This is a genomic window from Kineococcus sp. NBC_00420, assembly GCF_036021035.1.
GTDB lineage: Bacteria > Actinomycetota > Actinomycetes > Actinomycetales > Kineococcaceae > Kineococcus.
Window position 1 is genome coordinate 3,041,149 of record NZ_CP107930.1, and the last position, 23,612, is coordinate 3,064,760.

The 23,612-nt window shown below is 72.3% G+C and carries 21 protein-coding genes; 16 read left to right on the forward strand and 5 right to left on the reverse strand.

Features of this window, described 5'->3' with window-relative positions; genetic code table 11:
- The first annotated feature begins 116 nt into the window (after window positions 1–116).
- On the forward strand, window positions 117–2,690 hold the full coding sequence (locus OG218_RS14925; RefSeq protein WP_328294016.1) for a DEAD/DEAH box helicase: 2,574 nt from the start codon (window positions 117–119) through the stop codon (window positions 2,688–2,690).
- 10 nt (window positions 2,691–2,700) lie between these two features.
- Entirely contained in the window at window positions 2,701–3,531 is an 831-nt protein-coding gene (locus OG218_RS14930; protein WP_328294017.1) for an endo alpha-1,4 polygalactosaminidase, read from the forward strand.
- Between the two features lie 189 nt (window positions 3,532–3,720).
- Here OG218_RS14930 and OG218_RS14935 read toward each other — a convergent pair whose 3' ends face one another.
- The 3 genes from OG218_RS14935 to OG218_RS14945 all read right to left on the reverse strand — a co-directional run bounded on the left by OG218_RS14935 (window position 3,721) and on the right by OG218_RS14945 (window position 6,833).
- Window positions 3,721–4,854, reverse strand: coding sequence for an ABC transporter substrate-binding protein (locus OG218_RS14935; RefSeq protein WP_328294018.1), 1,134 nt, complete (start codon window positions 4,852–4,854; stop codon window positions 3,721–3,723).
- Between the two features lie 491 nt (window positions 4,855–5,345).
- Window positions 5,346–5,867 (reverse strand): MarR family winged helix-turn-helix transcriptional regulator, encoded by a 522-nt coding sequence (locus OG218_RS14940; RefSeq protein WP_328294019.1) that lies wholly within the window; start codon window positions 5,865–5,867, stop codon window positions 5,346–5,348.
- Window positions 5,868–5,999: 132 nt separating this feature from the next.
- Window positions 6,000–6,833 (reverse strand): DeoR/GlpR family DNA-binding transcription regulator, encoded by an 834-nt coding sequence (locus tag OG218_RS14945; RefSeq protein ID WP_328296246.1) that lies wholly within the window; start codon window positions 6,831–6,833, stop codon window positions 6,000–6,002.
- 92 nt (window positions 6,834–6,925) lie between these two features.
- Here OG218_RS14945 and melA point away from each other — a divergent pair, with 92 nt between their 5' ends.
- The 13 genes from melA (at window position 6,926) to OG218_RS15010 (ending at window position 20,209) form a co-directional block, all read left to right on the forward strand.
- Window positions 6,926–8,242: an alpha-galactosidase gene (melA, locus tag OG218_RS14950; protein WP_328294020.1), complete on the forward strand. Its 1,317-nt coding sequence runs from the start codon at window positions 6,926–6,928 to the stop codon at window positions 8,240–8,242.
- A gap of 25 nt (window positions 8,243–8,267) precedes the next feature.
- Complete coding sequence (locus OG218_RS14955) at window positions 8,268–9,560, forward strand: extracellular solute-binding protein (RefSeq protein ID WP_328294021.1); 1,293 nt, start codon at window positions 8,268–8,270, stop codon at window positions 9,558–9,560.
- 9 nt (window positions 9,561–9,569) lie between these two features.
- Window positions 9,570–10,508 carry a carbohydrate ABC transporter permease gene (locus tag OG218_RS14960; RefSeq protein WP_328294022.1) on the forward strand — a complete coding sequence of 313 codons (939 nt, stop codon included), beginning with the start codon at window positions 9,570–9,572 and terminating at the stop codon, window positions 10,506–10,508.
- Between the two features lie 5 nt (window positions 10,509–10,513).
- On the forward strand, window positions 10,514–11,377 hold the full coding sequence (locus tag OG218_RS14965) for a carbohydrate ABC transporter permease (protein WP_442906508.1): 864 nt from the start codon (window positions 10,514–10,516) through the stop codon (window positions 11,375–11,377).
- Between the two features lie 55 nt (window positions 11,378–11,432).
- The gene (locus tag OG218_RS14970; RefSeq protein ID WP_328294024.1) at window positions 11,433–12,569 is read left to right on the forward strand and encodes an SIS domain-containing protein; all 1,137 of its coding nucleotides are present in this window, start codon (window positions 11,433–11,435) and stop codon (window positions 12,567–12,569) included.
- The gene (locus tag OG218_RS14975; protein WP_328294025.1) at window positions 12,566–13,522 is read left to right on the forward strand and encodes an N-acetylglucosamine kinase; all 957 of its coding nucleotides are present in this window, start codon (window positions 12,566–12,568) and stop codon (window positions 13,520–13,522) included. The genes OG218_RS14970 and OG218_RS14975 overlap by 4 nt, the downstream gene beginning before the upstream one ends.
- A complete protein-coding gene (locus OG218_RS14980; RefSeq protein ID WP_328294026.1) occupies window positions 13,519–14,427 on the forward strand; it encodes a 1-phosphofructokinase family hexose kinase in 909 nt (302 codons plus the stop codon). Before OG218_RS14975 ends, OG218_RS14980 begins: the two co-directional genes overlap by 4 nt.
- Window positions 14,424–15,266: a class II fructose-bisphosphate aldolase gene (locus tag OG218_RS14985; protein ID WP_328294027.1), complete on the forward strand. Its 843-nt coding sequence runs from the start codon at window positions 14,424–14,426 to the stop codon at window positions 15,264–15,266. Before OG218_RS14980 ends, OG218_RS14985 begins: the two co-directional genes overlap by 4 nt.
- A gap of 53 nt (window positions 15,267–15,319) precedes the next feature.
- The gene (locus OG218_RS14990; protein ID WP_328294028.1) at window positions 15,320–15,832 is read left to right on the forward strand and encodes a hypothetical protein; all 513 of its coding nucleotides are present in this window, start codon (window positions 15,320–15,322) and stop codon (window positions 15,830–15,832) included.
- Window positions 15,808–16,989, forward strand: a complete 1,182-nt coding sequence (locus OG218_RS14995) for an aminotransferase class V-fold PLP-dependent enzyme (RefSeq protein WP_328294029.1) — start codon at window positions 15,808–15,810, stop codon at window positions 16,987–16,989. The genes OG218_RS14990 and OG218_RS14995 overlap by 25 nt, the downstream gene beginning before the upstream one ends.
- Before the next feature lie 11 nt (window positions 16,990–17,000).
- Window positions 17,001–18,263 (forward strand): flavin monoamine oxidase family protein, encoded by a 1,263-nt coding sequence (locus tag OG218_RS15000; RefSeq protein ID WP_328294030.1) that lies wholly within the window; start codon window positions 17,001–17,003, stop codon window positions 18,261–18,263.
- 109 nt (window positions 18,264–18,372) lie between these two features.
- Complete coding sequence (locus OG218_RS15005) at window positions 18,373–19,302, forward strand: aldo/keto reductase (protein WP_442906509.1); 930 nt, start codon at window positions 18,373–18,375, stop codon at window positions 19,300–19,302.
- A 382-nt stretch (window positions 19,303–19,684) separates the two neighbouring features.
- Window positions 19,685–20,209, forward strand: a complete 525-nt coding sequence (locus OG218_RS15010; protein ID WP_328294032.1) for a hypothetical protein — start codon at window positions 19,685–19,687, stop codon at window positions 20,207–20,209.
- Here the strand turns inward: OG218_RS15010 and OG218_RS15015 are convergent.
- Both OG218_RS15015 and OG218_RS15020 read right to left on the reverse strand, forming a co-directional pair.
- Window positions 20,166–21,248, reverse strand: a complete 1,083-nt coding sequence (locus OG218_RS15015; protein WP_328294033.1) for a DUF475 domain-containing protein — start codon at window positions 21,246–21,248, stop codon at window positions 20,166–20,168. The two genes, OG218_RS15010 and OG218_RS15015, sit on opposite strands and share 44 nt — an antisense overlap.
- 320 nt (window positions 21,249–21,568) lie before the next feature.
- The gene (locus OG218_RS15020) at window positions 21,569–22,858 is read right to left on the reverse strand and encodes an FAD-dependent monooxygenase (protein ID WP_328294034.1); all 1,290 of its coding nucleotides are present in this window, start codon (window positions 22,856–22,858) and stop codon (window positions 21,569–21,571) included.
- Window positions 22,859–22,936: 78 nt separating this feature from the next.
- Here OG218_RS15020 and OG218_RS15025 point away from each other — a divergent pair, with 78 nt between their 5' ends.
- The gene (locus tag OG218_RS15025; protein ID WP_328294035.1) at window positions 22,937–23,464 is read left to right on the forward strand and encodes a MarR family winged helix-turn-helix transcriptional regulator; all 528 of its coding nucleotides are present in this window, start codon (window positions 22,937–22,939) and stop codon (window positions 23,462–23,464) included.
- Window positions 23,465–23,612: the final 148 nt, after the last annotated feature.

A 23,612-nucleotide genomic window follows, 5' to 3' on the forward strand; every position in this document is an offset into this window, starting at 1 on the left:
GTCAGGATGCTGCACGAACCCTGTGAGCACCAGGAGCGATCACCAGCGCGTCGTCGCGGCGCCCGCGGGCACTCGTCCAGCGGAGCGGGGTCCCGCGGTGCGACGATGGGCGCGCCATGACTGCGACCACAGACACCCCCCAGCTCACCGACCTGCTGCCGGCCCCGGGCGACGACGACCCCGACCTCGTCTACGAGGCGTTCTCGACGTGGGTGACCTCACGCGGCATCGAGCTGTACGCCGCGCAGCAGGAGGCGCTCATCGAGGTGGTCGCCGGCTCCAACGTCGTGCTCGCCACCCCGACCGGTTCCGGCAAGTCCCTCGTCGCCGCCGGGGCCCACGCCGCCGCGCTGAGCGCCGGGATCCGGTCCTTCTACACCGCGCCGCTCAAGGCCCTCGTGAGCGAGAAGTTCTTCTCCCTCGTCGAGGTCTTCGGCGCCGAACGCGTCGGGATGATGACGGGCGACGCCTCGGTGAACCCCGGCGCACCGATCATCTGCTGCACCGCCGAGATCCTCGCCAACGTCGCGCTGCGCTCCGGAGCTTTCGCCGACGTCGGCCAGGTCGTCATGGACGAGTTCCACTTCTACGCCGACCCGGACCGCGGCTGGGCCTGGCAGGTCCCGATCGTCGAGCTCCCGCAGGTGCAGTTCCTGCTCATGTCGGCGACGCTGGGCGACACCACGGCCCTGCGCGAGGACCTGACCCGGCGGACCGGGCGGCCCACCGCCAGCGTCACCTCGGTGGAACGGCCCGTCCCGCTGCACTACTCCTACGCGACGACCCCGCTGCAGGAGACCGTCGAGGAACTCCTGCACACCGACCGGGCCCCCGTCTACGTCGTGCACTCCACCCAGGCCGCCGCCGTGGAGCAGGCGCAGTCGCTGACCAGCGCGAAGATCGCCACCCGCGAGCAGCGCGACGCCATCGCCGACGCCATCGGCGGGTTCCGCTTCGCCGCCGGCTTCGGCAAGGTCCTCAACCGGCTGCTGCGGATGGGCGTCGGCGTCCACCACGCCGGGATGCTGCCGAAGTACCGGCGCCTCGTCGAGACCCTCGCCCAGGCCGGGCTCCTCAAGGTCATCTGCGGCACCGACACCCTCGGCGTCGGCATCAACGTCCCCATCCGCACCGTCCTCTTCGGGGGGCTGACCAAGTTCGACGGCCGCCGCAACCGCCACTACCGCGTCCGGGAGTTCCACCAGATCGCCGGCCGGGCCGGGCGGGCCGGGTTCGACACCGCGGGCACCGTCGTCGTCCAGGCTCCCGAGCACGAGGTCGAGAACGCCCGTCGCGTCGCCCGCGCCGGTGACGACCCCAAGAAGCTCAAGCGCGTCCAGCGGGTCAAGGCGCCCGAGGGGTTCATCTCCTGGTCGCAGGCGACCATGGACAAGCTCGTCGCCGGTGAACCCGAACAGCTGACGTCGCACTTCCGGGTCACCACGTCGATGCTGCTGAACGTCCTGCAGCGCCCGGGGAACCCCGTCGAGGCCATGCGGCACCTGCTGCTGGACAACCACGAACCCCGCAAGAACCAGATCAAGCACGTCCGGCGCGCCGTCGAACTCGCCCGCGCCCTGCTCGACGCCGGGATCATCGAGACGCTGCCCGAACCCCTCGCCGACGGACGTCAGGTCCGCCTCGTGGGCGACCTGCAGCTCGACTTCGCGCTCAACCAGCCGCTGTCGCCGTACGCGCTGGCCGTCATCGACGAACTCCTCGACCCCGAGTCCCTCACCTACGCCCTCGACGTCGTCTCCGTCATCGAGGCGACCCTCGACGAACCCATGAAGATCCTGCTCGCCCAGCGCTCCAAGGCCAAGGGGGAGGCGGTGCAACGGATGAAGGCCGACGGCATCGAGTACGAGGAACGCATGGAACTCCTCGAGGACGTCGAGTGGCCGCAGCCGCTGGCCGAGGAACTGCGCGGCGCCTACGAGACCTACCGCACCGGGAACCCCTGGGTCGGCGACTACGAGGTGAAACCCAAGTCCGTCGTCCGCGACATGTACGAACGCGCGATGACCTTCGGGGACTACGTCCAGTACTACCAGCTGGCCCGCTCCGAGGGTCTCGTCCTGCGCTACCTCTCCGACGCCTACAAGGCCCTCAAGCAGACCGTCCCCGACGACGCCCGCACCGAGGAACTCATCGACCTCGTCGAGTGGCTCGGGGAGGTCGTGCGCCAGACCGACTCCTCGTTGCTGGCGGAGTGGGAGGCGCTGCGCGACGGCGTCGACCCGGCCGACGTCGAGAACGTCCCCCACAACGGCGCGGCACCGCAGGAGGAGGAGACCCCGCCCGTCACCGCGAACTCCCGCGCCTTCCGCGTCCTGGTGCGCAACGCGATGTTCCGGTTCGTCGAACTCTGCGCCCTCGACCGGCCCGCCGCGCTCGCGGAACTCGAGGGGTCCCCCGACGAGGGCACCTGGGGCGACCAGCTCGACGCGTACTACGACGACCACGACACCATCGGCACCGGCCCCGACGCCCGCGGTCCGCACCTGCTGCAGGTCGACGACGGTTCCGGGCCGGACGCGAAGGGCTCGAAGCGGAACTGGTACGTGCGTCAGGTCCTCGAGGACCCGGCGGGTGACCGGGACTGGGGGATCGTCGCCGAGGTCGACCTCGACGCCTCCGACGAGGCCGGGGCCGCCGTGCTGAAGGTCGCGGGTCTCCTGCGACTCTGACGCGACCCCCGTGCGACGTCTCACCACACCCCTCGCGACGCTCGGGCTGTGCGCGGCCCTGCTCGTCACCGGTGGGTCCGGGACGTCCGGTACATCCGGTACCGCTGCCCCGCAACGGCTCCCGGCGAACGGACGCTTCGACTACCAGATCGGCGGTGCCTACACCCCCGACGCCTCCGTGGCGATCGTCGACCGCGACCGGTCCGCGGGGCCCGCCGGGGGGACGTACGACATCTGCTACGTCAACGCGTTCCAGACCCAACCCGCGGAGGATGCGTTCTGGACGGGGTCGCACCCGGACCTGCTGCTGCGCGACGAGGACGGCGGCCTCGTGGAGGACCCGGACTGGCCAGGCGAGTTCTTCCTGGACGTCTCCACCGCCGGGAAGCGGGCCGACGTCGCGGAGATCGTCGGCGGCTGGATCGACGGTTGCCGCGACGACGGTTTCGAGGCCGTCGAACCCGACAACCTCGACACGTGGACGCGGTCGGGCGGCAGGCTGACCGAGGCGGACGCCGTCGCGTACGCGACCCTGCTGGCGGACCGTGCCCACGCCGACGGTCTCGCGATCGCGCAGAAGAACGCGGGGAGCCTCGGATCGACCGGCCGGGATTCGGTGGGGTTCGACTTCGCGATCGCCGAGGAGTGCCAGAACTACTCCGAGTGCGACGACTACACCGACGTCTACGGGGACGACGTCCTCGAGGTCGAGTACACGGACAACCCCCGTACCGCGTACACGACGGCCTGCGCGGTGCAGGGCAGGAGGATCTCGGTCCTCCTGCGCGACCGCGACGTCGTGCCGCGCGGCGACGAGGCGTACCACGACGAGACCTGCTAGGCGGGTCTCGCGGATCGTGAGTTCGGCTCGGGGGACCAGGATCCCGTGTGAACCCCGCATCCCGCCCGGCTGTCCGGAGCGGAGCCGAGGGGATCGGATCTCCCTCCGCGACAGATTCCCGTCGGAGGCCGGCGGACCTCGACCCCGATGCCCGCCGGCCCAGTACCCACCGTGTCGGTGCGCGCTCGTTCAGCGTCCGGGGTGCAGCCCCAGCACACCGGGGCTGGGTGCACCCTGGACCTCACCGAAGTACAACGAGAACGTCTGACGCCAGCGCTCCACCTCGGCCCGGTCGGCCATGAAACGGGGGAACCCGTCCAGGTGGGCGTCACGGTTCTGCCAGATCGGGGCGAGGTCTCCCGCGGGTTTCACGTCGGTTCGTACCGACCAGCCGTTGAAGGAGTTCTGCTGCACCGGGACCGAGAGCTGCCAGTTCAGGTACAGCTTCGCGGCAGCGGGGTGTGCCGCGCGCTTCAGCAGGGCGGCGCGCTGCCCCCAGGCCATGAAGGGGTGGCCGGCCGGGGTGACCCACCGGACGCCCGGGGCCAGCGGACCGGTGAGGGAACCGGCACCGGCGATGCCGATCGTCTTCCTGCCCGAGGCCACGGCCTCGACGGGGGTGTTCGTTCCGCGGGCGAACTGCGGGTTCTGCGCGGCGAGCCGGCCCACCCAGTCCCAGCCGTAGGTCTCGGCGTAGAGCTTGTAGAGGTACAGCGCGGCGTCGTCGTCGTTGGGGTAGGAGGACGCGATCGCGCCGCGCCAGCGCGGGTCGACCAGGTCGCGTGGGGTGGCGGGCGCGGTCGCACCCAGGGAGACCTGGTGCATGTAGCTGAAGGCGTAGACCGCGACGGCGATCCACGCACCGTCCTCATCGCGGAACGCGGGGTGCAGGGCGCCGAAACCCGCGGGCTTGTACGGCTGCAGGACGCCCTGCTGCTTCCAGCGGGTGAAGTCCTGCAACGTCTGGAGCTGGACGACGTCGGCGACCAGGGAGCGGGTGGCCAGCTGGTTGTCGACCCGGACGTCGTGGTACTTGCTGTAGTCCACGATCATCTTCAGGTCGATGGCCGGGAACTGCGCCGTGAAGGCGGTCTTGGCGGCGTCCTGCTGGTCGGGGGTGTCACCGCCGGCGTAGACGACGAGTTCACCGCCCTCGCTGCGGGCCGCCGCGTACAACGCGTCCAGCGATCTGCTCTCCTCCCTGACCCGCCGCGAACCGGTGGTGCTCGCGGACGCGGTGGGCGCGGTCATCGCGCCCAGTGCGGAGGCACCGAGAACAGCGCCGCCGGCCTTGAGGAGTCCGCGTCGATCGATCTGGCTCATGGAGAACCCCTGTGGGTGAGTGGGACGTGGCGGACCGGGCAGGTCCGACCGGGTTCCCGGCCGGGGACGGAAGAAGAGTGCCGGGCCGGGGCGGTGCTGATCGAGTGGTGCGGATCGAGTGGTGTCGGTGTCGCGCCGAACCCCGTCCTCGATCGTCGCGGGGTGGTGTGGGAAGGCGTGAATCCGCCTCCCCGGATGGTGCAGCGACAAGTTCAGCGTAGGCATCTTTACTTTAAGCGTCAAGTCATTCGTGCCGGGGATCCGCTGTCTCGACGGGGTAGGGACCACCACGTGGTTTCGGGACGACGACCGCGAATCCCGCGATCGGGCAACGGGATCCGGTCCCGGAAACGGTCGTCCCGGATCGCGCGGGCGCTCCGTCGGCAAGGGGTCGGACGGTTTCACCCGACGACCCGACCGCGACGCCTCGGGCGGGTTCGGACCCGGTCGCGCGGATCACGCCGCGTTCGAGGAACTGCTGACGGTGGCGGTCAGGCTCCGTCGGGGCGGTTCGCGCGCGACGCGGACCCGAAGGCCTCCGCGGGCAGCTCGACTCCCAGACCGCTCTCGATGCGGACACAGGCGTCCTTGAGGTATCGGGCCTGGGTCTTCGTCAACCGGTCGAAGACGGCCTGGCGCACGGTCGCGACGTGCCCGGGGGCCGAGACCACCACCTTCTCCCACCCCTGCTCGCTCAAGGTGGCCAGGGTGGTCCTCCCGTCCGCGGGGTCGGGACGCCTGCTGACGTACCCCTGGCGTTGCAGACGGGAGACCACGTGGGACAACCGTGAGAGCGAGCCGTTGGACAACGCCGCGAGTTCGCTCATGCGCCGGGTCCGGTCGGGAGACTCCGAGAGCACGGCCATGACGAAGTACTCGAAGTGGCTGAGCCCGGCATCACGCTGCAGCTGCGCATCCAGGGCGTTGGGCAGGGCGGTGAGCAGTACCGTCAGGGCCAGCCACACCTGACGCTCCTGCTCGTCGAGCCAGCGCGTCTCCTCAGCGTCGCCCACGTCCTCAGCTTACGTGCACGCGAACCGGGGGTGTGGCCGACAACACGCGATGGGTGAGCTGCTGCTGCGGAGCGGGACCCGGCGGATGCGCCGACGTCCCGTGGGCCGGCGGCGGACCGATGGTCCAGGACGCTAGACCCCGTCCTGGACCGTGACGACGTGGACGCGGGTTCCGAGGGTCCGGATCCGCTGGAGTTCCTCGGCGGGGGCGGCGCTGTCGGTGACGAGGTCGCCGACGCTCTCGAGCCCGGCGACCTTGGCCAGGGTGATCCGTCCGATCTTGGAGGAGTCCGCGACGACGACCGTCCGCTGGGCGTGACGGATCATGGCCGCGTTCGTCCGCGCCTCGGTCTCGTCGTGCGTCGTGATCCCGCCCTCGGCGCTCACCCCGTCCACACCGAGGATCGCCATGCCCACGTTGATGGAGGCGAAGGAGTTCTCGGCGAGCGCCCCCACCAGCTCGAAGGAGTTCGCGCGGATCAGGCCACCGGTCATCATCACCCGCAGGTTCGGCCGGGACCCGATCTCGGTGGCCGTCGTCAGCGAGTTCGTGACGATCGTCAGGTCGGTGCGGAAGATCAGCGCCCGCGCGACGCCCGCGGCCGTCGTCCCGCCCCCGATGGCGATCGCGAACGGCCCCTCGGGCAGGAAGGTGGCGGCGCGGCGGGCGATGAGTTGCTTGACCTGGTGCGATTGCCCCGCGCGCAACCGCACCGGCAGTTCCAGCGCCGGGGCGAGGACCCGCGCGCCGCCGTGCGTCCGCGACAGCAGCCCTTGTCCTTCGAGGTCGGCGAGGTCGCGGCGGACGGTCGCGACCGACACGCCGAGTTCGGTGACGAGGTCCTGCAGGCTCACGTCACCGCGTTCGTTGAGCACGCCGAGGATCGCCACCAGCCGGTCGGCACGTTTGCCGGAACCCGCGCGCGGGAGGGCCTCCGAGCCGCCGAGGGCGTGGCCACCGGGCATCTCCACCGCACCAATCACTCGAACCGATCAACCAGAATGAGCGTTTCGCTCAGAATATTGCGTCCATCGCGCAGTCGGAACACCATCCTGGCATGACACGAGTCACCTTCGTCGGGGCCGGGAGCGTCGAGTTCACCCGCCAGCTGGTGGGGGACCTCCTGAGGTTCGACGACCTCGGCCCGCTCGACCTGCGGCTCTTCGACATCGACGAGCGCCGCCTCGCCGTGGCCGAGGGCACCGCCCGGCAGGTCGGCGAACGCCTGAACCGCCCCCTGACGACCACCGCGACCACCGACCGGCGCCGCGCCCTCGCCGACGCCGACTTCGTCGTCGACATGGTGCAGATCGGCGGCATCGAGGCCACCCGCCACGACCTGGAGATCCCGGCCCGCTACGGGTTGCGCCAGACGATCGGCGACACCACCGGGGTGGGCGGGGTCTTCCGCGCGCTGCGCACGTTCCCCTTCCTCACCGCCCTCACCGCGGACATCCGCGACGTGGCGCCGGACGCGGTCTTCCTGAACTACACCAACCCGATGGCGATGAACGTCTGGTGGACCAGCCTCGTCGCCCCGGAACTCACCACCCTGGGGTTGTGCCACAGCGTCTACTGGACCGCCCACGACCTCGCGGAGCTCGTCGGGTTGTCCGTCGAGCAGACCAGGTTCCGGGCGGCCGGCGTCAACCACCAGGCGTGGTTGCTGGAGTGGACCCACGGGGGTCGTGACCTCTACCCGGTGCTGCGCGAGCGCATCGCCGCCGACCCGGAACTGCTGCGCCGCGTCCGCGTCGAGGTCTTCCGCCGGATCGGCTACTACCCGACCGAGACGAGCGAGCACTCCTCGGAGTACCTGCCGTGGTTCCTCCGCGACCAGGAGCAGGTCGAGAGGTTCCGGCTGCGGCCGATGGAGTACCTGGAGATCTCCGAGAACAACGTCCGTGAGTTCCACGCGGCCGAACGCGCCCTCGCCGCGGGTGAACCGCTGGCGCTCGAGGAGGAGGCGGCCGAGTACGCGCCGCAGGTCATCCACTCCCTCGTCACCGGCACCGAACGCGAGATCCACGCCAACGTCGTCAACCGGGGCCTGATCGACAACCTGCCCGCCGGGTGCGTCGTCGAGGTGCCGACCATCGTGGGCGCCGGCGGGATCTCCCCGGTCCCGATGGGTTCCCTGCCGGTGCAGGCCGCAGCGGTGAACCGCCCCTACGTCTCGGTCGCCGAGCTCACGATCGAGGCCGCCCGGACCGGGGACCCGCGCCTCGTGCGCCAGGCGGTGCTCGTGGACCCCAACGCGAGCTCGACGCTCACGCCCGAGCGGATCTGGGCGCTGTGCAACGACCTCGTCGCCGCCCACGGCGACCTGCTGCCGCCAGAACTGCGCGTGCAGCTGCCGGTCGACGCCCTGTAGTCCAGACCCCCGAGAGGAGTTCCCGGTGCACGTCCCACGACTCGCCGCCGCCCTCACCCTCGTCGCGCTCGTCGCGACGGGGTGCGGGACGAAACCCGTCACCACGCTCGACCCCTCCGCCCAGGTCCACCTGACGATGTGGTCGGGGCAGAGCGACGAGGCCGAGCGGGTGCTGGAGCGTCTCGCCGCGGAGTTCGAGCAGCAGCACCCCAACGTCAGCATCGACGTCACGCCCGGGGCCTCCTCCACCGAGGAACTGCTGCAGAAGCTCGCCGCCTCGTTCGCGGGCAACGACTCCCCGGACATCTCCTACACGTTCGGGTCGTGGGCGAGCCAGCTGGAACGCTCGAACCGGACCCTCGACATCACCTCCGTGGTGCAGGGCCCCGGGGTGGACTGGGAGGACTTCACCTCGGCGGCGCGGGCGACGGCGCAGCCGACCGGCCACCGCACCATCGGGTTCCCCGCCGTCGTCGACAACATCGCCCTCCTCTACAACACGACCCTCTTCGACCGGGCCGGCGTCGCGTACCCCACGCCCGACTGGACCTGGCAGGACTTCCGGGCCGCGGCGAAGCAGCTCACGAACCCCGGCGACCACGTCTACGGGTACGGGTACTCCGTCTCGGGGAGCGAGGAGACGACGTGGCAGTTGTGGCCGCACCTGTGGCAGAACGGCGGCGAGATCCTGGACGCCACCGGGCAGGAGGCGGCCTTCGACTCCCGGGCCGGGATCGACGCCCTCACCTTCCTGCGCGGGATGGCCGTCGACGACCGGAGCGTCTACCTCGACCAGACGGACACCAAGTTCGCCCAGCTGTTCGAGAGCGACCGCATCGCCATGATCACCTCCGGTCCCTGGGAACTGTCGGCGCTCAAGACCGCCGGAACCTCCTACGGCGTCGTGCAGCTCCCGGGGACGGACGGCGACCACCAGACGGTCTCCGGCCCCGACCTGTGGACCCTGTTCGACAACGACGACGTCAACCGCGCCCACTGGGCGACGCAGTTCACCGAGTGGCTGACCTCGGCCGAGCAGGACGAGCAGTTCAACGTGGCTCTCGGCAACCTCCCGCTGCGGGCCAGTGAGGCCACCAGCGAGGCGTTCCTGACCGCCTCCGCCGAACTCCCCGGGCTCGACGTGATGCAGGCCAACGCCGCGAACGCGAAGAAGCCCCGCCCGACCGTCCCCGGCTACAACGGCCTCTCGGAGGCCGTCGGGAGCGCCACCGCCCACGTGCTGCAGGGCGAAGGGTCGCCGCAGGGCGCCCTCGCCGACGCCGCCACCGCCGCCGACAAGGCACTGCGCCAGAGCTGAGGACGTGACGTGACGACCGTTGACCTTCGAGAGTCGCAGCGCCGGGGGACCTCGGGAGCGGCTGCCCCCCGGCCCCGCCGTGCCGTGGGGGAGGCACTGGCCGGGTGGGGTTTCGTCGCCCCGGCCCTGATCGTGGTCGGAGGGCTCACCCTCTTCCCGGGGATCTGGGCCCTCGTGCTGTCCTTCCGCACGTGGGACGGGTTCAGCCCGCCGAGGGGGGTGGGGATCCAGAACTACCGGGACCTCGCCGTCGACCCCGCGCTCGGCGGTGCCGCGCTGCACACCGCCCTCTACACGGTCCTCTTCGTGCCGGCGTCGGTCCTGCTGGGACTGTTCCTGGCCGTCGCGCTGAACCGTCGGATCCGGTTCATCGGCCTGTACCGCACCGCGGTGTTCGTGCCCTTCGTCGCCTCCGCCGCCGCGACGGGCATCCTCACGACCTACCTCTTCAGCGCGCAGTTCGGGCTGGTCAACAACGTCCTGCGCGTCCTGCACCTGCCCCAGCAGGGCTGGCTGGAGGACGGCCACCAGGCCATGGTGGTCATCACCATCATGTCGCTGTGGGGGCAGGCCGCCTTCACCACGGTCATCTACCTCGCTGCGCTGCAGGACATCCCCGGCGACACCATCGAGGCCGCCCGGATGGACGGCGCGAACTCCCGGCAGGTCTTCTGGCGCGTCGTGTGGCCGCAACTCGGGGCGGTGACGTCGTTCGTCGCGGTCTACCAGACCCTGGAGGCCGTCCAGCTGTTCGACCTCGTCTACGCCACCACGCGCGGCGGGCCGCTCGACGCCACCCAGACGATCGTCTACTACGTCTGGCACCTCGCGTTCCAGCGGCTGCAGTTCGGCTACGGCTCGGCCGTCGCCTACGCGTTGTTCTTCGCCACCCTGGTCGTGACGATCGTCGTCACCATCACCCAGCGCCGCGCCGGGAGGAATCCGTGACGACCGTGACTCCGTCCGCGACCTCGACGTCCACGTCGACCGTGCCCCGTCGCCGCGGGTTGCCGTTCAGCCCGTGGCACCTGCTGCTGGTGCCGATCTCGGTCCTCTTCCTGCTGCCGTTCCTCGAGATGTTCCTCACCTCCCTGGAACCTGCGTCGGAGATCAACAAGTTCCCGCCCGCCTTCGTCCCGACGCACTTCACCCTCAGCGGGTACACCCGGTTGTTCGCCGATTCCTCGATCCTGCGGTGGCTGCTGAACACGGCCGTCGTGTCCGCGTCGGCGACCGTCTCGCACCTGGTGCTCTGCTCGCTGGCCGGCTACGGGTTCGCCCGGCTGCGCTTCCCGGGCCGGACTTTCGGGTTCCTGGCGATCCTCGCGACCATCATGATCCCCTCGCAGCTGCTCATGATCCCGACCTACGTCATGTTCGCCCGGCTCGGTCTCGTCGACCACCTCTCGGCCGCGATCGTGCCCTGGCTGGCCTCGGCGTTCGGCATCTTCCTCATGCGCCAGTTCTTCCTGTCGCTGCCGAGCGAGCTGGAGGAGGCGGGCAGGATCGACGGCTGCTCGCGCCTGCAGGTGTTCTTCCGCATCGTGCTGCCGCTGGCCCGGCCCGCGCTGGCGACGTTGGCGATCTTCACCCTGCTCGGGTCCTGGAACGACCTCGTGTGGCCCCTGGTGGCCATCAACGACGAGCACGACTTCACGCTGCAGCTGGGGCTGACGAACTTCCAGGGCGCCCGCCGGACCGACTGGTCGCTGCTCATGGCCGGCAACGTCGTCGCCACCCTCCCGCTCATGCTGCTCTTCCTCCTGGCCCAGCGGCAGTTCGTCGCGACCATGGCCTCGGCCGGGCTGAAAGGCTGAGCCCCGTGCGCACCGAAGCGAGCACCACCCGCACCACCGACCGGAGGTACCTCCCGTGAACACCGACGTCGCCGCTCCCACGAGCGGATCCGCGACCCACCACGAGATCCGGCAGCAGCCGGGCGCGTGGCGCGACCTGGTCACCCTGCTCGCCGGGCACCGGGACGCGCTGGACGACTTCCTCGCCCCGGTCCTGGCGCAGGAGAACCTACGCATCGTCCTCACCGGCGCGGGGACCTCCGCCTTCGCCGGTGACATCGCGAGCGCGTCGCTGCGCCGCCACCTGGGCCGCCGGGTCGACGCCCTCGCCACGACCGACCTCGTCGCCGACCCCTTCGGCCTGCTCGCGGAGGGCGGCCCCGTCCTGCTGGTGTCCTTCGCGCGGTCCGGGAACAGTCCCGAGAGCGTCGCGGCGACCCGGATCGTGGACGATCTCGCCCCGCGGGCGCACCACCTCGTCATCACCTGCGACGCCGAGGGGGCCCTGGCCCGGGAGCACCGCGGTGCGGCGAACTCGTTCGTGCTGGTGATGCCGGAGCAGACCAACGACACCGGCTTCGCCATGACGTCGAGCTTCTCCACGATGCTGCTCGCCGCGCTCCTGGTGTTCCGGGCCGACCAGGCCCGCCACGTCGAGGCCCTGGGCGCCGCCGCGTCGTCGCTGATCGGGCGCAGCGGACAGGTCGAGGCCCTGCTGGACGCCGACCCCGAACGCGTCGTGTACCTCGGCTCGGGTCCGCTGCAGGGGCTGGCTCAGGAGTCCGCGCTGAAGCTGCTCGAACTGACGGCGGGGGGAGTGGCGGGTTTCCACGACTCCCCGCTCGGGTTCCGCCACGGCCCGAAGTCGGTGGTCGACGACCGCACCCTCGTCGTCGTGTACGCCTCCGCCGACCCCTACACCGCCCACTACGACGCCGACATCGTCACCGAACTCCGTCGTGACCGCCCCGCGCAGGTCGTGCACGTCGGCGGGCCGGACGGTTCTGCGCTGGACCTCGCCCTCCCGCAGCTCGACGGTCTCGACGACGGGTTGCGCAGCGTCGCCCTCGTCGCCTTCGCGCAGCTGCTCGCGCTGGGTGCGTCCGTCCGCCGCGGCTGCACCCCCGACAACCCCTTCCCGGGCGGCACCGTCAACCGGGTCGTCCAGGGGGTCTCGATCCACGACCTCCCGGGCCGGAGCGAGCAGCCGTGACGTACTTCCTCGGCATGGACGGGGGCGGGACGAAGACCGCCTTCGTCCTGCTCGACGGGAACGGGACGGTCGTCGCGGAGGACCGGCAACCCTCCAGCTACTACTTCGGGAGCGAGAGCGGGATCGACCTCGTCGAGCAGGTCCTGCGCGCCGGGGTCGGCGCCGTCGTCGCGGCGGCCGGGATCCGTGTCGAGGACCTCACCTTCGCGTTCCTGGCGATCCCCGGCTACGGCGAGGCCAGCGCCGACGTCGCCCACCTGGACGCGATGCCCGCCCGGGTCCTGGGGCACGACCGCTACCTCTGCGGCAACGACATGCTCAGCGGCTGGGCGGGTTCCCTCGCCGGCCGGGACGGCATCAACGTCGTCGCCGGTACCGGATCGGTGGCCTACGGCGAACGGGGTCACCGCGCCCACCGGACCGGCGGCTGGAGCGAACTCTTCGGCGACGAGGGGTCCGCGTACTGGGTGGCCGTCCAGGGACTGAACGCGTTCTCCCGCATGGCCGACGGCCGTGAACCCCGGACGGCGTTGCACGGCGCGGTCCGGGAGGCGCTGGAGGTCCGGGACGACGGCGACGACCTCGACGTCATCGGTGTCGTCGTGGACCGCTGGCAGGGCGACCGCAGCCGGATCGCGGGCCTCGCCCGCGTCGTCACCGCGACGGCCGCCGCGGGCGACGCCCGGGCCCTGGGGATCGTGCGCGCCGCGGCCGCAGAACTGGCCGCCCTGGTGACGACGACGGCGACCGCCCTGGGCCACGGTTCGCAGGACGAGGTGGCGGTGTCCTGGTCCGGGGGACTGTTCAACGCCCCCGTGGTGCGGTCGGAGTTCGAGGAGGCTTTGCAGCACAGCCCGTTCCGGCTGGAACTCGTGACGCCGCAGCACGGTCCGGAACTCGGTGGTGCCCTCTACGCCGTCCGGGCGGCCCGGGCCCGCGGGGTGGTCGTGTGATCGTCGTCCTCACCCCCAACCCGGCGGTCGACGTGACGTACCGCGTCGCGGAACAGCGGGTCGGAACCACCCAGCGGGTGCTGGAGGTCTCCCGTCGCCCCGGGGGCAAGGGCGTCAACGTGGCCCGCGTCCTGGGCGGCGAGGGGGTTCCCGCCCGGTGCGTGCTGCCCCTGGGCGGGGCGGCCGGGACGTGGGTGCAGGAGGCGCTGCGCGACCTGGGGCTGGAACCCACGACCGTTCCCCTGGCCGGTGAGACCCGCACGACGGTGACCGTCGTCGACGACGTGGCCCACCCGACGATGTTCGGCGAACCCGGCCCCGCGGTGACCCCCGCGGAGTGGGCCGCCGTGCGGGACGCCCTCGCCGGGGCGTTGCGCGGGGCGGCGGCCTTCGTCGTCGCGGGGTCGCTCCCGCTCGGCAGCGACCCCGGCCTGGTCGGCGACTGGGTGCGCACGGCCCGCGACGCCGGGGTCCTGACCGTCGCCGACCTGTCCGGTCCGGCCCTGCTGGCGGCCGCCGACGCCGGGGCCTCCGTCTGCAAGCCCAACGTCGAGGAACTCCTCGGCGCGACCGGTGCCGGTTCCGAGGCGGAGGGCGCCGCGGACCTGCTGGCCCGGGGGGCCGGTGCGGTGGTGGTCTCCCGCGGGGTCCACGGGATCGCCGCCCACACCCGCGACGGGGTGTGCGAGGTTTCCGCCGTCCCGGGCGTCAGCGGGAACGCCACCGGCGCCGGGGACGCCGCGACGGCCGGTCTCGTCCTCGCCCTCACCGGCGGTTCCCCGCTGCCCGACGCCCTGCGCCGGGCCGCCGCGTTCGGCGCCGCCGCCGTCCTGCGTCCGGTCGCAGGTGAGATCGACCGGGCCGCCGCCGCCCGTTTCCTCGACACCACCGGGAGTCCCGCATGAGCACTCGTCCCCCCTTCGTGGAACTCCTCGACGCCGCCCGTGCGGCCGGTCGTGGAGTCGGGGCCTTCAACGTCGTCCTGCTCGAGCACGCCGAGGCCATGGCCGCCGGTGCCGCGCGCGCCGGTCTGCCGGTCGTGCTGCAGATCAGCGAGAACTGCATCACGTACCACGGTGGTCTGGAACCCCTCACCGTCGCCACCCAGGCCATCGCCCGCGCCGTCGACGTCGAGGTCCTGGTGCACCTGGACCACGTGGAGGACCCGGAGCTGGCCCGGCGCGGCATCGACCTCGGCGTCGACTCGATCATGTACGACGGGTCGAAACTGCCTTACGCGGAGAACGTCGCCGCGACCCGGGCCCTGGCCGAGGAGGCCCACGCCGTGGGGATCGCGCTGGAGGCCGAACTCGGCGAGGTCGGCGGCAAGGACGGCGTCCACGCCCCGGGTGCGCGCACCGACCCCGACGAGGCCGCGGAGTTCGTCGCCGCCACGGGGGTCGACGCCCTGGCGGTGGCCGTGGGGACGTCGCACGCGATGCAGACCCGCGTCGCCCGCGTCGACCGCGACCTCATCGCCCGGCTCGCCGCGAGCGTCCCCGTCCCCCTGGTGCTGCACGGCTCGTCGGGGTTGTCCGACGAGGAACTCCGCGCCGCCGTCGAGGTCGGCATGACGAAGGTCAACATCTCGACGCACCTCAACGGGGTGTTCACCCGCGCCGTGCGCGCTGTGCTGGCCGACCGGCCCGACCTCACCGACCCGCGGAAGTACGTCGCCGCGGGCCGCGCCGCGCTGGAGGACGAGACCGAGCGTCTGCTGCGGCTGCTCGCGGGGACCGCGTGACGACCTCCCGGGAAACCGGGCGGCGCACGCTGGTCCTCCGCTAGCGTCACGCCATGACGACCCTGGACACGTCGGCGCCGAGCTCCCGGAACGCTGACGCGCGCGTGGCCGCGGCCTGGGTCCTGGCCCTCTGCGGGATTCTGCTGGCGGTGTCGTGCGGGTGGCGCCTCGCCGGGGTCGCGGGGCAGGTGCACGAACTGCACTGGTTGCGGGAGAACGGGACCCGGTTCACCGGCGTGGTCGTCGAAGAGGGCCTGACGCGTCCAGACGGCAGCATGACCTCCTACGGGGTGCAAGCCCCCGGCGGACGGACGCAGGTCCAGGGTGAGCAGTTCTTCGTCGACGCGACCTGGAGCCCGACCCCCGTCACGGCGAAGGGCCAGCGCGTCGACGTCGCCGTGGATCCGCGCGATCGTTCCCTCCTCGGGCTGCCGGCCGACTCCCTGCACCACGGATGGGTTCTGGAGGGGCTCCGGGCGGGATTGCCGTCCGGTCTGGCGGCCGCGGCGTTCCTCGGCGGGGCCGTCCTCGTGGTGCGGCGGTGGACTGGTTCACTGCCGGGGTGACCCTCGCGTTCTCCCTCGACCCGACCCTGCGCCACCTGAACCACGGTTCCTTCGGCGCGGTCCCGACGCTCGCCCTGGAACGGCAGGCGGCCTACCGCGCGGAGATGGAGGGCGCGCCGGTCCGGTTCTTCGTCGGTGTTCCGGAACGCATCGCGGCGGCCCGGGAACGCGTGGCCCCCTACCTCGGGGTGTCCGCGGACGACCTCGCGTTCGTGCCGAACGCCAGCGCCGGGGCGAGCGTGGTCTTCAGCTCGCTCCCGGTGGAGCAGGGGTGCGAGGTCGTCGTCACCGACCACGGGTACGGCGCGGTGACGATGGGCGCGCGTCGGCTCGTCCGGCGCTGGGGCGGGCGGATCCGCACCGCGCACGTCCCGCTCGGTGCCGGTCCGGAGGAGGCGGCCGCGGCCGTCGCCGCAGAACTCTCGGACCGGACGGCCCTCGTCGTGCTCGACCACATCACCTCCCCGACGGCGCGGTTCCTGCCCGTCGACCTCATCAGCGCCGCCGCCCACGAACGCGGGATCCCCGTCCTCGTCGACGGTGCCCACGTCCCGCTGCAACTCGCCGAACCCCTCGCGGGCGTCGACTGCGACTTCTGGGTCGGCAACCTGCACAAGTTCGGGTGCGCCCCGCGGGGTTCCGGCGTCCTCGTCGCCCGCGGTGACCTCCGCCGGGAACTGAACCCGCTCATCGACTCCTGGGGAGCCGAGCAGGAGTTCCCCGCCAGCTTCGACCAGCAGGGAACCCTCGACTTCACGAGCTGGCTCGCGGCCCCGGACGCCCTCGACGCCGTCGAGGCGGAGATCGGCTGGGCCGCGCTCCGGGTGCGGGTCGCCGCACTGGCCCGGTACGGCGTGGACGTCGTCGCCGACGCGTTCGCGGCGTTGACGGGGGAGGACCACCACGTCGAGGTCGGGATGCCGGCCGGTCCGCTGCGGCTGGTGAGACTGCCCGGCCGGCTGGGGCTGGGGGAGGGGGGCGGCAACGCCGTGCGGGACCGCGCACTGGCCGAACTGGGCGTCGAGGCCGCGTTCACCGCGTTCGGCGACCAGGGTTTCGTCCGGCTCTCGGCCCACGCCTACAACACCCCCGACGACTACGACGACTTCGCCCGCCGCTGCGTCCCCGCGCTGGTCGAGTGGTCCCGCACGGCGTAGCTTCCGGCTCCGTGCCGGAACCCGTGCAGTTGCTCGCCTCCGCCGTCTCCCGGTGGGGGGAGGACGAGTGGTCCCGCGGTGCGTGGAGCCTCATCGGCGTGGATGGGACGCCCGCGGACCGGACCACCGTGGGTTCCCCCGTCGGGACGCGGCTGCGGATCGCGGGGGAGGGGACCCACCCCACCCGGGCCGGGATGACCCACGGCGCGCACGAACAGGGCGTGCAGGCGGGGGAGTGGGCCGCGGCGCTCGGACACCGGCGGGTCGTCGTGGTGGGCGCCGGGATCGCCGGTCTCGCCGCGGCGCAGGAACTCCGCGGACGCGGGGTGGACGTGCAGGTGTGGGAAGCGCGCGACCGCGTGGGGGGCCGAGCCGTCGGGGTGGAGGTCGGCGGGTCCACCTTCGACCTGGGGGCCAACTGGTTGCAGCAGTTCGACGAGAACGTCCTGGCGCGCACGGTCGAGGCACTGGGGTTGCGGACCGTGGCGACCGACTTCACCGATCCGCTCGTCCTCGGGTCATCCACGGGCGGGGTGCCCCGTCCGGAGGGCCTGACGTGTGGACTCCGGGAGCGGCTCGCCGTCGCGGCGCCGGGAACCTCGATCGGGCAGGTCGTCGAGGAGTGGTTGCGGGACCCGCGGCCGTGGACCGCGGAGGTCGTCCGCCGGTTCGTGGACGCCGAGGTCGTCATGGACACCGGGGTTCCGTTGTCCTCCCTGAGTGCGCGGCACGGGTTCGAGGCCGGCGTCGGCGAAGGGGACCGGTGGATCGTCGGCAGTTACCGCCGCCTGCTCGACCACCTCGCCGAGGGGGTCGACGTCCGGCTGCGGCGGCCGGTGCGCCGGGTGGAGGTCCGCGACGACGGGGTGCTGGTGGCCGGCGCCGACGAAGAGGTGCACGACGGTGAGGTGCACGCCGACGCGGTGATCATCACGGTGCCGTTCGCGGTCCTCGCGGCCGGCGCCGTCGAGTTCGTCCCGCCGCTGCCGGGCGGGCACCGGGACGCGCTGGCGCGGTTGCCCACCGGACGGGTGGAGAAGGTGGTGCTGCGCCTCGACCGGCGCTTCTGGCCCGAGCACGCGGCCGGCTACTACCGCGTCCACGGGCCGGGGGCCGGGTCCGTCAGCGAGTGGCTCGACGCCACGGAGGCGGACGGGCGGCCCACCCTCGTCGGGTTGTTCGCGGGGCCGTGGGTCGAGGAGCTGTGGGCGGGGGAGGACGAGGCCGTCGCGCGAGCAGCCCTGGGCGTGGTCACCGCAGCCCTCGGCCTCTGAGCCGTTCCAGGGAGTGCTCGGCGTCCTCCGCTCGTAGTCTCACGCTGTGCAGACGATGGGATTGACCAGGGTGTTGGGCAGGACCGGCCGCAGGGTCGGGGCGATCGGGATGGGTTGCTGGCAGATCGGCGGGAGCTGGGGCGACGTCGCCGAGGACGCGGCGCTGGAGACGCTGCAGGCCGCGGCGGACGCCGGCGTGACCTTCTTCGACACCGCCGACGTCTACGGGGACGGGCGCAGCGAGAAGCTGCTCGGCCGCTTCCTGCCGACGGCACCCGAGGGCGTGTTCGTCGCCACGAAGATGGGCCGGCGGGCCGACCCGCACGACGCCTCCGCCTACACGCTGGACGCCTTCCGGGCCTGGAACGACCGCAGCCGCGAGAACCTCGGTGTCGACACCCTCGACCTCGTCCAGCTGCACTGCCCGCCGCCGCCCGTCCTCACGACCGACGCGGTCTACGAGGCGCTGGACACCCTCGTGGCCGAGGGCCGCACCCGCGCCTACGGCGTCTCCGTCGAGACCGTCGCCGAGGGTCTCGACGCGGTCGCCCGCCCCAACGTGGCGAGCGTGCAGATCATCCTCAACCCGTTGCGGCTCAAGCCCGTCACCGAGTTCCTGCCCGCCGCGGCCGAGGCCGGCGTGGGCGTCGTCGTCCGGGTGCCGCTGGCCTCGGGCCTGCTGACGGGCAAGATCGACGAGAACTCGACCTTCGCCGCCGACGACCACCGCACCTTCAACCGCAACGGCGAGGCCTTCGACGTCGGGGAGACCTTCGCCGGGGTCCCGCTCGGGGCCGGCGTCCAGGCGGCCAAGCGGCTGGCCGGGGTCGCCGGGGACGTCCCCCTCGCCGCCTTCACGCTGCGCTGGATCGTCGAGCAGCCCGGGGTCAGCGTCGTCATCCCCGGTGCCCGCAACCCCGAGCAGGCCCGCGCGAACGCCGCGGCGGCCGACGTCGCGGCGCCCACCACCGCCCAGCTCGACGCCGTCCAGGAGGTCTACCGCGACCTCGTCGCCGAGCACGTGCACGACCGCTGGTGAAGCGCCCGGAAACTTCTCCGGCAGATCTGTAACGCCCGAACGGGTGACGCCGATAAGGCCCCTGAGTCCGGGGGGAGCGGGGCTCGGAGGCCGGGGGGCCTGCGAGCGACGTCTGGTCTCAGGGGGGAAACGCGGTGTCGCGTCTGGTGGTCGGGGGGCTGACCACCAGACGCCGCGCCTGCGGGAAGGGGTCGCCGGCGGCCCGTCCCTCGCCTGCAGCGAGCCACGTCGTCCGTCCGCCACCACCGCGTCCGCTGTGGTGGCGTTCGTCGTCCGGGCGTGACCCACGCCCCGAGGATGACGACCGGGTCGTGGGTCAGCGTGGTGTGCACGGCGGGGAGACTCGTCGGGGGTCGCGGACTCATCGCCCTAGGCTGCCGCGATGGCCAGCTTCCGGCACCGTCGCGACGGTGGGCTCGACGTCGTCCGCGCCCGGCACCGCACCTCGGCGTTCGTCTACGGCAACATCACGGTGCTCGGGGCGCTCGTCGCCGTGGACTCCCATGCCGTCGAGACCGGGCACGCGGCGATCGCCGTCGCCGCGACCGCGGTCGCGACGTTCATCGCGCACATCGCCGCGGACCTCGTCTCCGAACGTGTCCGACCCGACCACCTCCCGGGGAAGCCGCGGGAGGAGCTCGCCGAGGAGTTGCGGGACGCCACCCCGATCGCGACGTCGGGGGTGGTCCCCGTCCTCCTGGTGCTGCTGGGGACCCTCGAGATCCTCCCGGCCCAGCCGGCGCTGTGGATCGGCATCGCCTTCGTCGTGCTGCGGCTGGCGATCACGGGGGTGGTGACGGAGCGCCTCAGCGGTCGCGACCCCTCCGCCACAGCGCTGTGGGGCGGGATCGTCCTCGCGGCGGTCAGCGCCGGGGTCGCCGTGGCGAAGGCACTGCTGACCCACTGACCGTGCGACCGCGGCGCCGGTTGTGGACCAGCGAGGTGAGCAGCGAGGTCCCGATGACGACCGCGCCGAACCAGCCGGCGAGCAGTCCCGGGATGGGCGCGACCAGCGAGACCCACAGCAGCACACCGAGGACGCCCAGCACGTAGGCGGCCCCGGCGGGGAGGTGCTCGTAGCGCTTCAGCGCCTCCCCGGAGTCGAGGCGGCGCGTCAGCCGCACGAGGAACACCGCCCCGATGCTGACCCCGGCGACGGCGATCACGAGCCGCTCCCAGGCCGGGAGCCCCGTGCCGGTGTCGCTGAAGGAGTACGTGCCGTCCAGGATCTCCAGCAGCAGGAACACCGCGAGCGCGCGCTCGACGACGACGGCCGCCGCGTGCGTCCACACGTGCCGCGCCCCGGCCTTCACCAGGGCGTACCCGGCGATCCCGAGAGCGCCGGCGACGGCCACCGTCGTGCGGTTCCCCGGCGGGGCCCAGGCGATCGCACCACCGGCCAGGACGGCCGCGGTGCAGAACTGCACGAGTCGAGGGCGGGCCAGGCGGAAGAACGGCCGCTCCAGCGGCGCGATCCACAACGGCCGGTCCTTGCGCTCGCAGTTGAACAGGTACTCGGTGAACACCATCCACAGGAACACCCCGCCGAAGGCGGCGAGCCCCGGACGGACACCGGCGAGGTCGGCGGCGTAGTGCGACGGGTCCGCGACCATCGCCGTCGTCGTCTCCGCCACGTCCTCGCCCCTGGCCGTCGCCACCGCCACCGGGGGGACGAACAACCGCATGACGACGACGCCGACGAACAGCCCGGCGGTCAGGAACACCTGACGCATCCTCGGGTGCAGCCGGCCGGCGACCCCGGCCATCGGTACCGCGTTGTCGACGCTGAGGGCGACCTCGTACGCGGCGAGCGTCACGAGGGCCGCGGCGGCGTGGGGTCCCTCGAGAACCCAGGCGGCGGCTCCGCCGAGGAGCGCGAGGGCCACGGGCAGGCCGATGACGTCGCGCCCGCGCAGGGGGGTGGTCGTGCTCAGGGTGGAGCTCACGGGTCTCCCGGGATCTCGCGGGGCGGGGTCTCGGACGGTCCAACCGTCGCACGTCCGGGTGCGGGTCCGCGAGTGCACGGGTGCCGCTAGGGGGTGAAGATCCAGCGGAGGGAGGGTGACCCGGCGCTCCAAAGGGTGGGTCGGCCGAGCGGAGCTTCCCCACACCGTCCGGCCGACCCGAGATCATCTTCGCACAGGTGTTCGAACGATGCACGCCCTTCCTGGCCGCGGCAGTGTCGTGCCGCAGGACACCGCTGGTGCCTCCAGCCGCCTCGGTGGCGACCCGTCCCGCCTCCGCCCCCGCTCCACGGTCACGGACGTCACGACGCCCGGGTGGTCGCTGATCGGTACTCCGGTAGTTCGACGGTGTCCGAGGTGGAGGCGAGCAGAGCGCGTTCGCCCGCTCTGCGCAGCAAGGGGGTGGCGGCCAGGCGGTGGGCCCCGTGCAGGAGAACCAGACCCCAGCGGCTCTTCGGGGAGGCCAGCGCCGGGATCCCCGGCCTCACCCGCTGGGTCTTGTCCACGTAGGAGCGGAGCCGCTGCTCGTAGGCGGCGAGAGCTCGTTCGGGCTCCATCGAAGCTCCCCGGGACAGTGCCCGGTCACGCTCGAGCGCCAGCTCACCAGCCAGCACGTGAGCGGCCAGCAGGGCCAGGCTAGTGCCCATGCCCGTCGGCCCGCCCCACGCGGTGTCCCCGAGCAGGACCACCCGTCCACGCGACCAGCGCGGAGTGCGCACCTGCTCGGCACGTTCGAGGTAGAACTCCTCCGGAGCGGCGGCGAACCCGTCGAGGACGCGCTGCGTCTGCCAGCCCACGTCGGCGAACCGCTCGCGCAGCACCGTGAGCTGAGCCTCGACGCCGAGGCGGTGGAGGCCCATCGGTGGCGCCATGAAGGCCAGCGTCGCGCGCGTGGTCCCGACGTCGTCGGGGCGCAGGGAGACGATGCGACCACCGGGAGCCGTCAGCCACCGCCACCACTGGTCGTCGTCGCCGCTGGGCTGGATCCGGCCGTAGCCGACGTACTGGCCCCGGTCGGTGCAGGTGACCTCGCTCCGCCCGCCGTCGGTGAAGACGAGGTCGCGGGTCGCCGAGCGTTTGCCTTCCGCGACGACGAGCAGGTCGTAGTGCTCCCGTGATCCGCGGGAGGTGACGACGTCGACGCCCCCGCCGGGAGCGTCGTGCTCGACGTGGACGAGGTGTTCGCCGTAGCGGTGTTCGACGTCCCCGCCGGTGGCTTCCAGGAGCAGCTGCGAGAGCCGGCCGCGCAGGATCTCCAGTTCCGCGGTGGGCCCGTCCCCGGCACGGTCGGCCCCGGGGCGGTGGGGGTGATCGCGGACGGGGAAGGATGCGTAGGCCGAGCCGTCGGGTCGCAGGAACCGCGTGCCGACCTCTCCGGTCCCGGCGGCGGCCACCGCCTCGTACAACCCCGTCCGGCGCAGCACCTCCCGCGCCGGACCGCGAACGTCGACGTTCTGGCCGGCGGTGCGGGGTCGTGGTGCTCGTTCCAGCAGGGTCGGCGCGAAGCCGGACCGCCACAGCTCGTGGGCCACCGCGGGCCCGGCGATGCTGCCTCCGGTCACCAGCACTCGGGTCTGGATGTCCGTTCCCATCGCCATCATCTCCTCGATTGCTTGACCATCAAGTACCTTCACGCTCAAGGTACTGCACGGCGGAGTAACCTCGGGGACATGGCGCGCGCGAACGACCGGGCGGACACCCTGTTCGCGCCGGGGCGACGTGCGCGGGTGCTGCAGTTGCTGCGCGCCTACACCGACACCCACGTCGAGCTGACCCGTCACCTGGCGCGGGCACTCGGGGTCCACGGCAGCGACGCGGTGGCCGTGGCGGAGGTGCTGTGGGCAGAGGCCAGTGGGACGCCCTTGACGCCGGCGCGGTTGGCGGAGCGCATCGGGCTCACCTCCGGTGCCACCGCCAGCCTGCTCAACCGCCTCGAGGACGCGGGGATGGTGGTCCGCAACCGTGAGGACACCGACCGGCGGATCATCAGGCTCCGTCTGACCCCGGCCGCCCGTGCTGCGACCACCGCCTTCTTCGAGAGCACCGGGCACGCGCTGGACGACGTGCTGGACGACTACGACGACGCCGCCCTGCAGCAGGTGGAACGTCTCCTGACCGGAGTGGTCGCGGCGACCGAGGCTCACAACGAGCGGCTGCGCGCAACCGGCTCAGGCGTCGGCGAACGCCGCAGTTCCTGAGGTGCGGGCCCGGTCCACCGGTCGTCCCGCGGTGTGCGCGCTGCCCGACCGGACCAGGACGGCAAGGAGATCACCGGTGAACCACACACCGACCCCCCGCGCACACCCCCGCCTCCGCTGGTGCGGCCCGGTCATCCTGGCTTCCTCG

Excerpts from the sequence above, each read along its gene's own strand:
- OG218_RS14935 (WP_328294018.1), bottom strand. The coding sequence starts at position 4,854 with ATGAGCCAGATCGATCGACGCGGACTCCTCAAGGCCGGCGGCGCTGTT.
- OG218_RS14990 (WP_328294028.1), top strand. The coding sequence starts at position 15,320 with ATGACGACCCTGGACACGTCGGCGCCGAGCTCCCGGAACGCTGACGCG.
- OG218_RS15010 (WP_328294032.1), top strand. The coding sequence starts at position 19,685 with ATGGCCAGCTTCCGGCACCGTCGCGACGGTGGGCTCGACGTCGTCCGC.
- OG218_RS14925 (WP_328294016.1), top strand. The coding sequence starts at position 117 with ATGACTGCGACCACAGACACCCCCCAGCTCACCGACCTGCTGCCGGCC.
- OG218_RS15025 (WP_328294035.1), top strand. The coding sequence starts at position 22,937 with ATGGCGCGCGCGAACGACCGGGCGGACACCCTGTTCGCGCCGGGGCGA.
- OG218_RS14945 (WP_328296246.1), bottom strand. The coding sequence starts at position 6,833 with ATGCCCGGTGGCCACGCCCTCGGCGGCTCGGAGGCCCTCCCGCGCGCG.
- OG218_RS15020 (WP_328294034.1), bottom strand. The coding sequence starts at position 22,858 with ATGGGAACGGACATCCAGACCCGAGTGCTGGTGACCGGAGGCAGCATC.
- melA (WP_328294020.1), top strand. The coding sequence starts at position 6,926 with ATGACACGAGTCACCTTCGTCGGGGCCGGGAGCGTCGAGTTCACCCGC.
- OG218_RS14985 (WP_328294027.1), top strand. The coding sequence starts at position 14,424 with ATGAGCACTCGTCCCCCCTTCGTGGAACTCCTCGACGCCGCCCGTGCG.
- OG218_RS15005 (WP_442906509.1), top strand. The coding sequence starts at position 18,373 with ATGGGTTGCTGGCAGATCGGCGGGAGCTGGGGCGACGTCGCCGAGGAC.